Below are 13,615 nucleotides of genomic sequence, written 5' to 3' on the forward strand. Positions count from 1 at the left end.
CCTAAAAGACAGCCATGAATATCTTGGCCATCACAAAGCTGATAATGCCGCACCCCGGGAATGTGAAGATCCAGGTGAGCATCATGTCCTTCACCACATTAAAATTAATGGCGGACAGCCGCTTCACCGCACCCACGCCCATGATGGCGCTGGTCTTTGTGTGGGTGGTGGATACAGGGATGCCGAACACGCTGGAGAGGAGCAGACAGAAGGCCCCTGCCAGGTCGGCAGAAAAGCCCTGGTAGCGCTCCAGCTTCACCATGTCCATGCCCACGGACTTGATGATCTTCTCTCCTCCCACGCTCGTCCCAAGCCCCATGACGATACTGCACAGGAGCATGAGCCACACCGGGATCTCCATGCCGCTGACCGAATTCTGGCCGTTGCAGAAGGCGATGCCAAGGAACAGCACGCCGATAAATTTCTGACCGTCCTGAGCCCCGTGCATGAAGCTCATGGCGGCGGCGCCCACGATCTGGGCTCCCCCGAAGAACCGGTCCGCCCTGCGCCTCTCCATGTTCTGACAAAGGACCGTAATGGCCCGGCAGATGACCCAGCCGGTGATAAATCCGAGAGCCAGGCTCAGCACAAGGCCGTAGATGACCTTGACCCACTCCGCCCCGTTGATGCCGCCCACGCCGCCCTGGATGGCGATGGCGGCGCCGGATATACCCGCAATGAGACTGTGGCTCTCACTGGTCGGAATGCCGAAGACCGAAGCGGCCACACTGTACACCACGATGGAGATGAGGGCCGCGCACAGGGCCACCAGAGCCTCCTGGGTATTGCTGCCGAAGTCCACCATGTTGCTTATGGTGGATGCCACGGAGCTGTTGATCTGGGTCATGACAAACACACCCAGAAAATTGAAGGCCGCACTCATCATGATAGCCGTGCGGGCCGGCAGACATCTCGTCGTCACGCAGGTGGCGATGGCGTTGGGCGCGTCCGTCCATCCGTTGACGAAGATCACGCCCAGCGTCAGGAGCAGCGTAATGACAAGGACCGGGCTGCCGGACATGGCATCCAGGAAATAACTTAACGAAACATCCATAAACCTTTTCCCTCCCGCCTGCTGTTTACAGGCTTTCCTCAAATGTATTGATATTGTCAGCCTTTCCGATGACTACGATGATGTCGCCGTCCTTAAGCTGGTAATCAGGCTGCACCTCTATGGTAGTCTCGCTGCCGCTCTCTATGGCAATGATGTTCAGGCCGTATTTCCGCCGGAGCTGGATCTGCTCCACGGTTTTTCCCACCATCCTCTCCGGGATGCGGATCTGTGTGATCTGCACGCTGTGGTCCAGGGGGATATAGTCCAGGAAATTCCCGGACAGAAGCCGGCGTCCCAGACGCAGTGCCATATCCCGCTCCGGGTAGACCACCTCGGCGCCCAGCTTTTTCAGCACAGCGCCCTGCTCCGGCGACAGCGCCTTGGCGATGACTCTGGGAACTCCCATCTCTATCACGCTCATGGTAGTCAGGACGCTGACATCCACCTTCTCGCCAATGCAGACGATGACCACGTCGCAGTTGTGGATACCCGCCTCCCTCAGCGCCTCCATGCTCAGGTCATTTGTCACAAAGGCATAGTCTGTATAATTTCGCATTTCCCGTATGGAGCTCTCCTCCCGGTCCATGACGATGACGTCATTGTCGGACTCTGCCAGCGTCACGGCAAGTGCCATGCCGAAGCGTCCCAGACCAATGACTCCGTATGTTAATTTCGATTTTTTCCTCATGATTTTTTCTCCTCTATCAGCCGATGGCAATATTCTCCTCTGAGTAGCGTATCTTCGGTTCCGGATGGCTGATCCAGATAGTGAGGAGCGTAAACGCTCCCAGCCTTCCGATAAACATGACAAAGATAATGACGATCTTGGCCGCCACACTTAAGCCAGGCGTGATGCCCGTGGAAAGTCCTACCGTTCCAAAAGCGGACACCACCTCAAAGAACACCTGGATAAACGTGCGGTCCGGCTCCAGCACACACAGAAGGAAGGTGGCCACGCACACCACCATCATGGACAGCACCGTGATCATGCTGGCTTTTGAAATATTCTGCCGGGAAATACTTCTCCGGAACGCGCAGACATTTTTCTTCACACATGCGCTCCTGGCCGCCTGGAACAGCACAAAGAAGGTGCTGGTCTTGATACCGCCTCCGGTGGATCCCGGCGAAGCGCCGATGAACATGAGCACGCACAGGACGAAAAGTCCGGCGTTCGTGAAATCTCCGATGGCATAGGTGGAAAATCCCGCCGTCCTGGCCGACACGCTCTGGAAAAACGCTCCCAGCCAGGAAATATCCTCCGTGGCCTTTAAAAGCAGCGTGCCCGCGATGATCAGCACAATGCTTGTGGAGATGACCACCTTGGAGTGGAAGGACAGCTTTTTAAAGCACCTTTTCTTTGCAATGTCCATAATGACCAGAAAGCCCAGGCCGCCGAATATGATCAGCCCGGCCGTGGTCAGGTTCAGAAGGACGCTGTCCTGGTAAATGGTCAGGTTCCGAAGGCCTCCCAGGATGTCAAATCCCGAGTTGTTGAAGGCCGCAATGGAGTGGAAAATGCTGATCCCCACCGCGTGGAGCGGCTCATGGTCCCGGCTGAACACAGGGTAGCTTAAGATAGCCCCGGCCGCCTCAAAGAGAAGCGTCATCAGGAGGACAGACCGTATGAGGCGCACCATCCCCTTGTAACTATCCACGTTCAGGGCTTCCTTCACGAGAAGCCTTGTCTTGATACTCACCCGCTTTCCTGCCGCCAGCATCAGTCCCACGCCCACCGAGGTCACTCCCAGGCCGCCGACCTGTATCAGCAGAGCCACCAGTCCCTGCCCGAAGGCCGTAAAATGGTCCGCCGTGTCGATGGCGATCAGCCCCGTCACACAGACAGCGCTTGTGGATGTAAACAGCGCGTCGATGAAGGACACATGCACTCCGTCCTTCACGGATACAGGCAGACACAAAAGCACGGCCCCCAGAAGGATCACTGAGGCAAAGCCTATCGCTATCAGCCGCCCGGCAGGCTGTCTCTTAAAAAATCCGATAAGTGTTATTCTGCTTTTCATTTTTTACTCCTGTTTTCTGCAAGTGATGTCACATTGTCAGCAAAACAGCTTCTCTCTTTTTTCCATCTTTCTGATACAGGATAAATAGATCGCACAGAAACCGTGCAGGAAGATATGGGTCCGGCTTCAGGAGCACCGCCTTTTTCCTCATGCGGGCGCACAGGAACAAAGCTGCCAGAGCAGGACAGCACAGCCACGTCAGCCACTGCCCTCTGCCAGCGCCATGCTTTGTACGCCCTGCCGCCGCGCTCACCAGGGTCCCCCCTGTCTTATGGAGGGCGCTGTCGTCCAGACACACGTCATACAGGCTCATCCCGCAGGAGTTGTCTATATGACAGATACCGGCGTGTGTGCCGGTGGGCGGTACATCTGAAGCCTCTCCTCTTAGAAAAAGGCTGGAAGGCGCGGCCACACAGATGATGGCCATTGCTATGATCAACATGACTGTTCTGAGTTTGCGGTGCATCTTTTACAGCCCTCTCTTACAAGAAATTTTACATTCATTTCACAGTAGCAAACAATACTTCTTATATCATTAATTTTCCCGGCTGTCAAGCACCAGAACAGAAGAACGGCCGGGCACCGCGTTCCGCAGCGTCCGACCGCTCAAAAAATAAATGCGGATGACAGGAATCGAACCTGCACACCGAAGTACCAGATCCTAAGTCTGGCGCGTCTGCCAGTTCCGCCACATCCGCAGGATGAAAAAACACGCAGCCTTTTTAGCTGCGTGTCAGTGAGCGTGCGGGGATTCGAACCCCGGACAACTTGATTAAAAGTCAAGTGCTCTACCACCTGAGCTACACGCCCATACATAAAACTGGGCTAGTTGGATTCGAACCAACGAATGCAGGAGTCAAAGTCCTGTGCCTTACCGCTTGGCGATAGCCCAATAGCCCTTTCGGGTAAAGGTGGATACAGGGATTCGAACCCTGGGCCTCCAGAGCCACAATCTGGCGCGCTAACCAACTGCGCTATACCCACCATATACTATTATCTCCATACACCAGGCCTCTTATCAAGGCATTATGGACCGACCCGCCACAACCATGACACATGTCCTGTCTGTGAACGTGTCAACGAGCCTGGGGGGATTCGAACCCTCGACCTACGGCTTAGAAGGCCGTTGCTCTATCCAGCTGAGCTACAGACTCAAATACAGTTCTCAAGGCTTGTCCGTGTAACTGCCCCAAGAAAGCGGGTGATGGGAATCGAACCCACGTATCCAGCTTGGAAGGCTGGTGTTCTACCATTGAACTACACCCGCATATGTGATGATCGGGGTGACAGGATTTGAACCTGCGACCTCCTGGTCCCAAACCAGGCGCTCTAGCCAAGCTGAGCCACACCCCGAGGCCTATTCACTTGTGCGCACTCACATGGCACGAGAATAATTATATCTGAACCTTCTTCCGATGTCAACAACTTTTTTTATTTTTTCATCCGGATCCGATAACAGCCTCACACAAGGTATCTTATCTCATAGAATGCTCTGCCCTCCGGGTCCATCTCCATCATAATATAACTGGGTTTTCTCCCCTTCTGCCTGGGGTAGGAGATACTGCCCGGATTCAGTGTCACAAGGTCCGCTTCTATCGTGAGGGCAGGCATGTGGGTGTGGCCGTACATGACAATGTCTGCTCCCCGGCCTCTCGCCTCCGCCTTCAGCTTGTCCTCATTCATTCCAACAAAGTAGCCATGCCCGTGGGTGATAAAGACATGGTGATCCCCGATGAAAAATTCTTCTTCCCAGGGCAGATCGGAGAAGAAGTCATTGTTTCCGCTCACCATATGCACCGGACAGCCGGCTATCGCCTCAATATAGTCCGCTCTCCCTTCCACATCACCCAGATGGATCAGCATATCGATGGGTCCCTCCATCTGCAGCACTCTTTCCAGATTTCCATGGGCCTTGTGTGTATCACTTACGATCAGTATCCTCATTTGACCATTCCTTCTCCAACTATTCTGTGCCTACCGGCCTTCCTCCAGCCGCTCTTCCATGATCCTGCGCATCTTTCTCAGCCCCTCGCCCCGGTGGCTGAGAGAATTCTTTTTCTCCGGGGACAGCTGGGCGCTTGTACAGCCGTACTCCGGCAGGAAGAAGATTGGATCATAGCCAAACCCGTTCTCTCCTGCGATCTCATGGCCGATGCGTCCCTCCATCGTTCCCCGCACCACTTCCTCCGTGCCGTCAGGAAAAGCGGCGGCAATGGCACATACAAAGCGGGCGGTTCTCTCCTCGTCAGGCACGCCTTCCAGTCTTTCAAGCAGCGCATTGTTCTTGATATCGTAGGATGTGTCCGTTCCCATATAGCGGGCGGAGTAAATACCCGGCTCCTTGTTCAGGTGATCGATCTCCAGTCCTGAGTCGTCAGCCAGGATAACCGCGTCTTTGTTCTCCTCCATCCCGGCGGCAATGCTGCGCACTGCTCTGGCCTTGATCAGGGCGTTCTCCTCAAAGGTGGTCCCGTTTTCTTCCGGATCTGCCTGGATCCCCGCCTCCTTCTGGGACAGGATCTCCATGCCAAGGTCTGACAGGATCTGCCGGATCTCCACCATTTTATTCTCATTGCCTGTGGCAAATATAATCTTTTTCATCTTCAGTCTGCTCCTTTTCCTGCATCTTTCCTGGGAGGTTTTGGCCCCGGAAACTGATAAAAATACGTCTTCAGCATTCCATTATATATCTTCCGGTTCTTCTGCGCCTTTCTGCCAAAATACCGCTCCGCATCCTCATAGCTGGTGATCATGTAGGCTGACCAGCTGTCCAGCCTTTTAAAGCTCTCCCCAAATGCACGGTACAGATCCGGAAGATCCCTCTTGTCCTCCAGTCTCTCCCCGTAGGGCGGGTTTGTGATGACAAAGCCGTACTTTTTCGGATGCCGCAGATCCCTCACATCCCTCTCCTGAAAATGGATCAGGTGATCCACTCCCGCCTCCCGGGCATTTCGTCTGGCTACTTTGATGACAGAGCTGTCAATGTCATATCCCTGTATATCCGTCTCAATCTCAGTCCGCACCCGGGATGCAGCCTCGTCCACCGCATCGTACCAGGCTCTCCTTGGGATCAGATTTGTCCACTCTTCCGCCGTGAAGGAACGGTTCATGCCCGGCGCGATATCTGCCGCCATCATGGCCGCTTCAATGGGGAAAGTCCCGCTGCCGCAAAAAGGGTCCACCAGGATCCGGTCGCCCCTCCAGGGAGTCAGCATGATCAGGGCAGCCGCCAGCGTCTCCGTAATAGGCGCCTTTCCCGACACTTCCCTGTATCCTCTCTTGTGAAGCGATACCCCGGAGGTGTCGATCCCTACAGTGACCACGTCTTTCTTGAGAAAGACCCGCAGGGGGTAAGAGGCTCCATCCTCTTTAAACCAGTCCGTGCGGTAGTGCTCCTGCAGCCTCCGGACCATGGCTTTCTTCATGATGGACTGGATATCCGAGGGGCTGAACAGCCGGCTCTTCACTGACGCCGCCTTGGCCACCCAGAATTTTCCATCAGAGGGTATGTATCTCTCCCAGGGGATCTCCCGGGTCCTTTCAAAGAGCTCATCAAAAGTCTCCGCCTTGAATTCCCCGGCCTTAAGAAGCACTCTCTCCGCAGTCCGCAGGAAAATATTTGCCCTGCTGATGCCTGCCATATCCGCATAAAAAGTCACTCTGCCGTCTTCCGTCCCGGAAATCTCATATCCCAGATCCTGTATCTCTCTTTTCAGCACTGCTTCCAGGCCGAAATGACAGGGGGCGATCAGTTCTATTCTATCCATATCTCTCTCCATCTCTCTATCTTTAACTTACATCTTATGGTCAAAAAAGAATTTTGTCAATGCAAAAGCGGAGATCCCTCGCGAGATCTCCGCCCTTGTCCTGTCTGACAGCCATCTAGTAGTTGTCTGTTGTGTCACTGTAATTGTAGCTGTCTGTCGTCTGGTTCCTGGATGCGTTTTTGCCGGATGCATTTTTTCCAGCTGTGTTTTTTGTAGACGCATTTTTGTCGTTGGCATTTCGGGAAGCGTTTTTGCTGTACCCATTCTTTTTGGACTCATATGCGTTTTCAGAATTTCCCATGTTGTTTGAATGATTACAATTCTTTGCCATATTTCATTCCTCCTGTTCATTTGGTACACAGTTAGTGTGTCCGAAAACAGCCTTTCTATGTGTCCATTTATATATTAAGTTTTTTTTAATTTTTTTCTTGCTTTTTCCAGTGCAGTATATTATACTTATGCATGTAGAAAGAATACTTTCTACAACCCCTTATTAATTATTTATACTCCCCTCAAAAGACCGATGGCTCCCCCATCGGTCTTTTACCTTTGTCTTTTTATTTTCTCTCTTTTCTGCGCCGTCTCCTCTTTCCCAGTTCAAGGATCTGTCACCGCCTCGCCCCGCCGATCAGCCGGATGATCAGCACGATCACCAGCACCGGCACGAGAATCGGCATCAGCAGGGAGAAGATCCCCCCGATCACTGCGATCACCAGCAGAAATACGCCGATAATTCCCAGAACAAGAAGCAATCTTTTCCACCAGGTTCCGAAAGCGGAAAATCCGCCTCCCTCCCCTCTGCCCTGGTAGCCGCCGCTCTTTTCCCGGCTCTTGTTTTCCTGACCTCTTCCCGAAGCCGTCTCATAGGCTGTCTGGGCTCCCAGCCCGTCCCCGGACATGCCGATGACGGAGCGGGCGATCACCCAGGGATCACCCAGCTCTGCGATCACATCGCTCTCCGGCCTTCCCTTCGCCGTCTCTTCTATAATATAGGAATTGTAATAATCCACATTTTCCTGCACAGTCCTGTGGTCCAGTTCACTCTCCAGCGCCTGCCTGAGTTTTGCCAGAAATTCCTGTCTTGTCATTCACCTGTCCTCCTGCCCTTTTATTCCATGCGCGCCGCGGCTCTTCCCTGGCGCAAAATACCCTGCACCTAGAATAGCATATCTGTCCCTCTATTCCAAGTGCAGGGTTATGAACATTTTATTATAACTTTATTAAGTATGAAGCGCCCTTTTCTTTCTATACCTCAAACATGAGATCGCCGTAGGATGGCATAGGCCACGCTTCTTTGTCCACGATCATTTCCAGCTCATCTACCGGCGCACGGAGCGCTTCCATAGCCGGGAACACCGTATCGTGGTAGAATCTGGCCTGGATCTCGCCCTCTTCCATGGACGCCGCCGACTCAGTCTCCTTCACCAGAACATCCAGCGCTTTCTTGGTCTGCACAAGAAGGTCTGAGATCTCTCCCAGAAGCTGCGTCTGTACAACCGGCTCCGCTCCCGCCTCTCTCACAGAGTTCACAGTATCTGCCAGTGTCTTTGTGTACTTGATGATGGCCGGGATGATCTGCTTGCTGGCCATATCGATCATAGTCCTTGCTTCTATATTAATAGCCTTTGCGTAATTCTCATACTTGATCTCCGCACGGGACTCAAGCTCTGCTCTTGTGAATACGTGGTATCTTTCAAACAGAGTGATAGTATCCTCCGTCACCAGGGCTGGGATAGCCTCCACCATAGAACGGATATTGGGAAGCCCTCTTCTTTCCGCCTCCGCAATCCACTCATCCGAGTAGCCGTTTCCGTTGAAGACGATGCGGTAGTGCTCTGTGGCATACTGTTTGATCAGATCATGGACTGCCTTCTCAAAGTCATCCGCCTTTTCCAGGATATCGCAGGCTTTGGCAAATGCATCCGCCACGATAGTGTTGAGCACGATGTTGGAGCCTGCCACAGAGTCTCTGGAGCCCACCATACGGAACTCAAACTTGTTGCCTGTAAACGCAAACGGAGAGGTCCTGTTTCTGTCGGACGTATCTTTGGCAAGATCCGGAAGGGTCCGCACACCGGTCTGCAGTTTCCCGGTATTCAGGCTGTGGGTAGCCTCCCCTGTCATGATCAGCTGCTCCAGCACATCCTCCAGCTGCTCTCCTAAAAAGACAGAGATAATGGCCGGAGGTGCCTCGTTGGCTCCCAGTCTGTGATCATTGCCCGGGTCTGCCGCTGACTCCCGCAGAAGAGCCGCATGCTCGTCCACCGCTTTCAGGATACAGGTGAGAACAAGCAGGAACTGGATATTCTCGTGGGGTGTCTTGCCCGGATCCAGCAGGTTCTTGCCCTCGTCCGTTGTGAGGGACCAGTTATTGTGCTTGCCGGAGCCGTTGACGCCGGCAAATGGCTTCTCGTGGAGAAGGCATTTCATACCGTGCTCGGAGGCAACCCGCTTCAGGGTCTGCATAACAATCTGGTTGTGATCCACCGCCACATTGGCCTTGGCGTAGATGGGGGCCAGCTCATGCTGGGCCGGCGCCACCTCATTGTGCTGTGTCTTGGCTGTCACGCCCATCTTCCAGAGTTCTTCATTGACATCCTTCATAAAAGACGCGATCCGCTGTCGTATGGTGCCGAAATAATGGTCGTCCAGCTCCTGTCCCTTGGGCGGCATAGCTCCAAAGAGCGTGCGCCCGGTGTAGATCAGGTCCTTTCTCTCGTGGAACTTCCTGGCATCTACCAGGAAGTATTCCTGCTCCGCGCCCACAGAGGGTGTTACCTTCTTAGCTGTCGTGTTGCCGAACAGACGGGTCAGACGCAGAGACTGTTCATTGATAGCCTCCATAGAGCGGAGGAGCGGAGTCTTCTGGTCCAAAGCCTCCCCCGTGTAGGAACAGAAGGCCGTGGGGATACACAGAGTCGCTCCCGCCGCGTCCTTCCTCACAAAAGCCGGGGACGTGCAGTCCCAGGCCGTGTAGCCTCTCGCCTCAAAGGTAGCCCGCAGACCGCCTGACGGGAAGGAAGATGCATCCGGCTCTCCCTTGATCAGCTCCTTGCCCGAAAAACTCATCAGCACCTTGCCGCTCTCCATGGGAGCGGAGATAAAGGAATCATGTTTCTCCGCCGTGGTTCCCGTCAGCGGCTGGAACCAGTGGGTGTAATGGGTTGCTCCCTTCTCAATGGCCCACTCTTTCATCTCATGGGCAATGACGTCCGCAGTGGCAAGGTCAAGTTCCTTGCCGTCCTCGATCATCTTTTTCAGATCTTTATAGACTTTCTTTGGCAGTCGCTCCTGCATGGTAGCGTCATCAAAGACATTTTCTCCAAATATCTCTGCAATGTTGATTAATTCGCTCATATGGCCTCCAAATTCCTTTCCTTCATTCCTTCTGGCCATAGTCATGCAGGAAACCGCCTGTTTCGCACATGACTATGACCAGAAAAAGGTACTCCGGCCCTCATCGGACCGGAACACCTTTACACCTGTCAATATATACTGTCTTCTCCCTAGGCTTTTCCAACGGAACCGAATAATTCCATCTTCTCTTTTACAGTCTGCATGATTGCATCTGCGCCTGGTTTCAGAAGTTTACGCGGATCAAATCCTTTGCCCTCCAGGTCTTTTCCGGCCTCGATGTACTTGCGTGTAGCGTCCGCAAAGGACAGCTGGCACTCTGTATTTACATTGATCTTTGCAACGCCAAGGTCGATGGCTTTCTTGATCATATCTTCCGGGATACCTGTGCCGCCGTGAAGAACGAGGGGCATCTTGCCTGTCAGCTTCTGGATGGCATCCAGAGTCTCAAAGCTGAGGCCCTGCCAGTTTGCAGGATATTTTCCGTGGATGTTTCCGATGCCGGCTGCCAGCATGGTAACGCCCAGATCAGCGATCATCTTGCACTCCTGGGGATCTGCGCACTCGCCCATACCTACAACGCCGTCTTCCTCGCCGCCGATGGATCCTACCTCTGCCTCGAGAGATAAGCCTTTCTCTGCACATACGGCAACAAGCTCTTTTGTCTTAGCTACGTTCTCCTCGATAGGATAATGGGAACCGTCGAACATGATGGATGAAAATCCAGCCTCGATACATTTGTAGCATCCTTCGTATGTGCCGTGATCCAGGTGAAGTGCAACCGGAACTGTAATGTTCAGTTCTTCGATCATGGCTTTCACCATGGCTGCAACTGTCTTGAAACCTGTCATGTATTTTCCTGCTCCCTCGGACACACCCAGGATTACAGGTGATTTCAGCTCCTCTGCTGTGAGAAGAATGGATTTTGTCCACTCCAGATTGTTGATGTTGAACTGGCCTACTGCATAGTGGCCCTCTACTGCTTTTTCAAGCATCTCTTTTGCTGATACTAACATGATTGTCTCCTCCACTTCCTTAAATTATGCTGCGCAGCGTCATGTACCGCGCACAGCACAGACTTCACTTTTTTTATTATAGCTCAATCCCATAAAAATGACAATCTTTTTTATCTGCACACTCCTGTCCGTGCCGCCGTTCATCCATATATGCAGAGATCCCGGGCTTTAACAGTCCCGGGATCTTTATGCCGTCTGGTTACAGGATGTATGTATATCTGATTAGCTGTTGTATACGTCCAGATCGATCTCCTTCTCTTTTGCGTTTACGATGACGTTTGTAGCAGCGTCGCCGATAACATTCAGAGGCAGGAGCGCCATCTCAACAGGACGGTTGATAGCTACGACCAGTGCGTAAGCGATCATGCACAGATCGGAGGTCCAGCCCATACCGGAGAGGATGGTCACGATCAGGGTTGTTCCTGCGATCGGGATAGCCGGGCAGCCCATGGCCGCGCAGATGGAGAGGAATGCCACAACAACCAGGTTGGCCGGTGTCACGTCGATGCCTGCGCTTGTAGCGATAAAGGTCACCGCAAACATATGCATGACTGTAGTACCGTTCATGTTGATGGTCATACCTGTGGGGAGCACAAAGCTTGTGATCTCCTGGCTGCAGCCCAGCTCGTCCAGGTTTGTCCTTGTGTTCAGAGGCAGAGTTGCTGCGGAGGAGTTTGTGGAAAATCCGAACACACCAACCTTGGCGATCTTCTTTAAGAACTTGAACGGATTCAGCCTTGTGGTGAGCCAGATACCGATGGGGTACAGGGTTACCACGAGCACGAACAGGGTAAGCATAGCTCCCACAATGTAGGCTGCCGCCGGCGCCAGATACTCAGCGCCGTAGATGGCGAAGGTGCGGGATACCAGACAGAAGATAGCTACAGGACCTACCTTGTTGATGAGGAAGGTCAGGTAGAAGTTGATGACCTCGCTTCCCGCCTCAAGCACATGCTTCAGGGGATCTGTCTTCTCGCCAAGCACGTTCATGCAAAGTCCGATGACGATGGCTACCACAACGACTGCCAGGATGCTGTTGTTGCTGCTCATGGACTCGATGATGTTGGAGGGAACAGCTGTCACGATGGTCGCCAGCGGGTTGAACTGGTCGATGGTGGCCGCCTCTGTGACCGCCTCGGCTGGCAGCTCTACATTGAAGAGGCCCGCCGTCTTCATGGCGTAGGCCACAAGACCTCCGAAGAAAGCGCCCACAACGTAGAAGCAGACGAAGCCGAGCACTGTGCGTCCCGCAATCCTTCCCAGCTTGGTAGAGCTGGAGATGCTGCACATGGCAAGGCTCAGGGAGCACAGCACCAGAGGTACGATAGCTGCCTGCAGGCCCCTCATAAAGAGCTGTCCGATGATGTAGAAAAGGCCCAGCGCCGCGGTTCCGTCAGCTGCTGTGATATCCTGGAAGAGGATCTTATTGATGATGTCCCACGTACCTTCATTTCCGGATTCCAGCATGGAGCTGCGGATAAACATAAAGATAAGTCCGACTGCAAGTCCGCCTATCAGAGCGATGATCATCTTCTTGACAACGGACATTTTTTCCTTTTTCTGTGTATTGCTCATTTGTTCTTCACTCCTTTACTTTGCATCTTCTACAGATGTTTGATCTCAATCCCCTCTTGTGTAAATCTTTCACGGATCTTCTGAACGAAGGCAAGCGCCTTGGGCCCGTCGCCGTGTACACAGAGTGTGTCGCCCTTGATGTCCAGTTCTTTTCCGTTGATGGATGTTACCTTGCCTTCTTTGATCATGCGTACGCATCTCTCAATGGCAATGTTCTCGTCTGTGATCATGGAACCCTCCATCTTTCTCGGAACGAGAGAAAGATCATCCATGTATGCACGGTCTGCGAAGATCTCGGAAGCCGTGCGAAGGCCTCTGCTCTCAGCGATCTGTCCTAAGACAGCGCCTGCGCAGTAGTAGACGATGAGGTCCTTGTCCACCTCGCAGATGGCGTCCACAATCGCTGTGGAAACTTCCTCATCATACTGGCACTGGTTGCCCATAGAGCCGTGGGGAGCCACATGCTGCAGTTTCATACCGTAGCTCTGTGTGAAAGCGGAGAGTGCTCCGATCTGATATTTCACATAGTTCTTGATCTCTGCAGGAGCCAGAACCATTTTGCGGCGTCCGAAGCCCATCAGATCCGGATATCCCGGGTGCGCGCCTACCATGACGCCCCTCTCCTTTGCCATGCGGACTGTCTTGTCCATTACCATGGGATCTCCCGCATGCCATCCGCAGGCTACGTTTGCCGTTGTCACATACTTGATGATCTCCTCATCGCCGCCCAGCTTATAGGCGCCGAAGCTTTCACCCATGTCACTGTTCAAATCCACCTGATACATAGTCTTTTCCACCCTTTCTTTTTGTTTTTGCTGTGTTTTGCATCCC

General features: G+C 53.2%; 13 protein-coding genes and 7 tRNA genes. All 20 read right to left on the bottom strand.

The features are described 5' to 3' along the window. Position 1: 1 nt before the first annotated feature. Entirely contained in the window at positions 2-1,054 is a 1,053-nt protein-coding gene (locus INF30_RS05160; RefSeq protein ID WP_076780411.1) for an inorganic phosphate transporter, read from the bottom strand. A gap of 25 nt (positions 1,055-1,079) precedes the next feature. Next, the gene (locus INF30_RS05165; RefSeq protein ID WP_033124697.1) at positions 1,080-1,742 is read right to left on the bottom strand and encodes a potassium channel family protein; all 663 of its coding nucleotides are present in this window, start codon (positions 1,740-1,742) and stop codon (positions 1,080-1,082) included. A gap of 16 nt (positions 1,743-1,758) precedes the next feature. Further along, positions 1,759-3,072 (bottom strand): TrkH family potassium uptake protein, encoded by a 1,314-nt coding sequence (locus tag INF30_RS05170; protein WP_226394431.1) that lies wholly within the window; start codon positions 3,070-3,072, stop codon positions 1,759-1,761. A 28-nt stretch (positions 3,073-3,100) separates the two neighbouring features. Next, entirely contained in the window at positions 3,101-3,538 is a 438-nt protein-coding gene (locus tag INF30_RS05175) for a hypothetical protein (RefSeq protein ID WP_226394432.1), read from the bottom strand. 152 nt (positions 3,539-3,690) lie between these two features. Then, a tRNA-Leu gene (locus INF30_RS05180) sits at positions 3,691-3,770 on the bottom strand. A 39-nt stretch (positions 3,771-3,809) separates the two neighbouring features. Next, positions 3,810-3,882 (bottom strand) — tRNA-Lys (locus INF30_RS05185). Between the two features lie 10 nt (positions 3,883-3,892). Then, a tRNA-Gln gene (locus INF30_RS05190) sits at positions 3,893-3,964 on the bottom strand. An 18-nt stretch (positions 3,965-3,982) separates the two neighbouring features. Continuing rightward, positions 3,983-4,056, bottom strand: a tRNA-His gene (locus tag INF30_RS05195). A 96-nt stretch (positions 4,057-4,152) separates the two neighbouring features. Beyond that, a tRNA-Arg gene (locus tag INF30_RS05200) sits at positions 4,153-4,226 on the bottom strand. 42 nt (positions 4,227-4,268) lie between these two features. Next, a tRNA-Gly gene (locus INF30_RS05205) sits at positions 4,269-4,339 on the bottom strand. Positions 4,340-4,350: 11 nt separating this feature from the next. Further along, positions 4,351-4,425: transfer RNA gene (locus INF30_RS05210), tRNA-Pro, on the bottom strand. Between the two features lie 108 nt (positions 4,426-4,533). Continuing rightward, positions 4,534-5,016 (bottom strand): metallophosphoesterase family protein, encoded by a 483-nt coding sequence (locus tag INF30_RS05215; RefSeq protein ID WP_138302780.1) that lies wholly within the window; start codon positions 5,014-5,016, stop codon positions 4,534-4,536. 30 nt (positions 5,017-5,046) lie between these two features. Continuing rightward, the gene (gene rdgB / locus INF30_RS05220; RefSeq protein ID WP_226394433.1) at positions 5,047-5,673 is read right to left on the bottom strand and encodes an RdgB/HAM1 family non-canonical purine NTP pyrophosphatase; all 627 of its coding nucleotides are present in this window, start codon (positions 5,671-5,673) and stop codon (positions 5,047-5,049) included. Positions 5,674-5,675: 2 nt separating this feature from the next. After that, the gene (locus tag INF30_RS05225) at positions 5,676-6,839 is read right to left on the bottom strand and encodes a THUMP domain-containing class I SAM-dependent RNA methyltransferase (protein ID WP_138302778.1); all 1,164 of its coding nucleotides are present in this window, start codon (positions 6,837-6,839) and stop codon (positions 5,676-5,678) included. 115 nt (positions 6,840-6,954) lie between these two features. Continuing rightward, the gene (locus INF30_RS05230; RefSeq protein ID WP_138302777.1) at positions 6,955-7,170 is read right to left on the bottom strand and encodes a hypothetical protein; all 216 of its coding nucleotides are present in this window, start codon (positions 7,168-7,170) and stop codon (positions 6,955-6,957) included. Between the two features lie 277 nt (positions 7,171-7,447). Next, entirely contained in the window at positions 7,448-7,927 is a 480-nt protein-coding gene (locus tag INF30_RS05235) for a DUF1700 domain-containing protein (protein ID WP_226394434.1), read from the bottom strand. Positions 7,928-8,084: 157 nt separating this feature from the next. Beyond that, complete coding sequence (locus tag INF30_RS05240) at positions 8,085-10,196, bottom strand: glutamine synthetase III family protein (RefSeq protein WP_226394435.1); 2,112 nt, start codon at positions 10,194-10,196, stop codon at positions 8,085-8,087. Positions 10,197-10,345: 149 nt separating this feature from the next. After that, a complete protein-coding gene (gene fba, locus INF30_RS05245; protein ID WP_226394436.1) occupies positions 10,346-11,209 on the bottom strand; it encodes a class II fructose-1,6-bisphosphate aldolase in 864 nt (287 codons plus the stop codon). 222 nt (positions 11,210-11,431) lie between these two features. Further along, complete coding sequence (locus tag INF30_RS05250; RefSeq protein WP_226394437.1) at positions 11,432-12,784, bottom strand: dicarboxylate/amino acid:cation symporter; 1,353 nt, start codon at positions 12,782-12,784, stop codon at positions 11,432-11,434. A 29-nt stretch (positions 12,785-12,813) separates the two neighbouring features. Then, entirely contained in the window at positions 12,814-13,569 is a 756-nt protein-coding gene (locus tag INF30_RS05255; RefSeq protein WP_033124804.1) for a LamB/YcsF family protein, read from the bottom strand. Between the last annotated feature and the right edge of the window lie 46 nt (positions 13,570-13,615).

Source organism: Claveliimonas monacensis, from assembly GCF_014982975.1.
Lineage (GTDB): Bacteria > Bacillota > Clostridia > Lachnospirales > Lachnospiraceae > Claveliimonas > Claveliimonas monacensis.

Bases quoted from the DNA above. Each gene is read 5' to 3' on its own strand.
- INF30_RS05255 (WP_033124804.1), bottom strand. From the start codon at position 13,569: ATGTATCAGGTGGATTTGAACAGTGACATGGGTGAAAGCTTCGGCGCC.
- INF30_RS05250 (WP_226394437.1), bottom strand. From the start codon at position 12,784: ATGAGCAATACACAGAAAAAGGAAAAAATGTCCGTTGTCAAGAAGATG.
- INF30_RS05175 (WP_226394432.1), bottom strand. From the start codon at position 3,538: ATGCACCGCAAACTCAGAACAGTCATGTTGATCATAGCAATGGCCATC.
- INF30_RS05240 (WP_226394435.1), bottom strand. From the start codon at position 10,196: ATGAGCGAATTAATCAACATTGCAGAGATATTTGGAGAAAATGTCTTT.
- INF30_RS05170 (WP_226394431.1), bottom strand. From the start codon at position 3,072: ATGAAAAGCAGAATAACACTTATCGGATTTTTTAAGAGACAGCCTGCC.
- INF30_RS05160 (WP_076780411.1), bottom strand. From the start codon at position 1,054: ATGGATGTTTCGTTAAGTTATTTCCTGGATGCCATGTCCGGCAGCCCG.
- INF30_RS05225 (WP_138302778.1), bottom strand. From the start codon at position 6,839: ATGGATAGAATAGAACTGATCGCCCCCTGTCATTTCGGCCTGGAAGCA.
- INF30_RS05230 (WP_138302777.1), bottom strand. From the start codon at position 7,170: ATGGCAAAGAATTGTAATCATTCAAACAACATGGGAAATTCTGAAAAC.
- INF30_RS05165 (WP_033124697.1), bottom strand. From the start codon at position 1,742: ATGAGGAAAAAATCGAAATTAACATACGGAGTCATTGGTCTGGGACGC.
- INF30_RS05235 (WP_226394434.1), bottom strand. From the start codon at position 7,927: ATGACAAGACAGGAATTTCTGGCAAAACTCAGGCAGGCGCTGGAGAGT.
- fba (WP_226394436.1), bottom strand. From the start codon at position 11,209: ATGTTAGTATCAGCAAAAGAGATGCTTGAAAAAGCAGTAGAGGGCCAC.
- rdgB (WP_226394433.1), bottom strand. From the start codon at position 5,673: ATGAAAAAGATTATATTTGCCACAGGCAATGAGAATAAAATGGTGGAG.
- INF30_RS05215 (WP_138302780.1), bottom strand. From the start codon at position 5,016: ATGAGGATACTGATCGTAAGTGATACACACAAGGCCCATGGAAATCTG.